This window comes from Streptomyces californicus, assembly GCF_000717645.1.
In the GTDB taxonomy this organism is placed as follows: Bacteria; Actinomycetota; Actinomycetes; order Streptomycetales; family Streptomycetaceae; genus Streptomyces; species Streptomyces californicus.
This window is the reverse complement of record NZ_JNZZ01000103.1, coordinates 1-202: the sequence shown is the minus strand read 5'-3', so window position 1 is coordinate 202 and position 202 is coordinate 1. Positions and strand designations below refer to the sequence as shown.

Below are 202 nucleotides of genomic sequence, written 5' to 3'. Positions count from 1 at the left end.
ACCATCGGCGCTGAAAGGCTTAGCTTCCGGGTTCGGAATGTAACCGGGCGTTTCCCTAACGCAATGACCACCGAAACACTATGAAAATTTGAACACCGGTCATATCACGGCTGTTCATTATTTCAGAACTAACACAGTGGACGCGAGCAACTGAGGACAAGCCCTCGGCCTATTAGTACCAGTCAGCTCCACCCGTTACCGG

General features: G+C 51.5%; 1 rRNA gene. It reads right to left on the bottom strand.

From position 1 onward, the window contains the following. Positions 1-75: ribosomal RNA gene (gene rrf, locus IF19_RS1000000135635) — 5S ribosomal RNA — on the bottom strand; the annotation flags it as partial. Between the last annotated feature and the right edge of the window lie 127 nt (positions 76-202).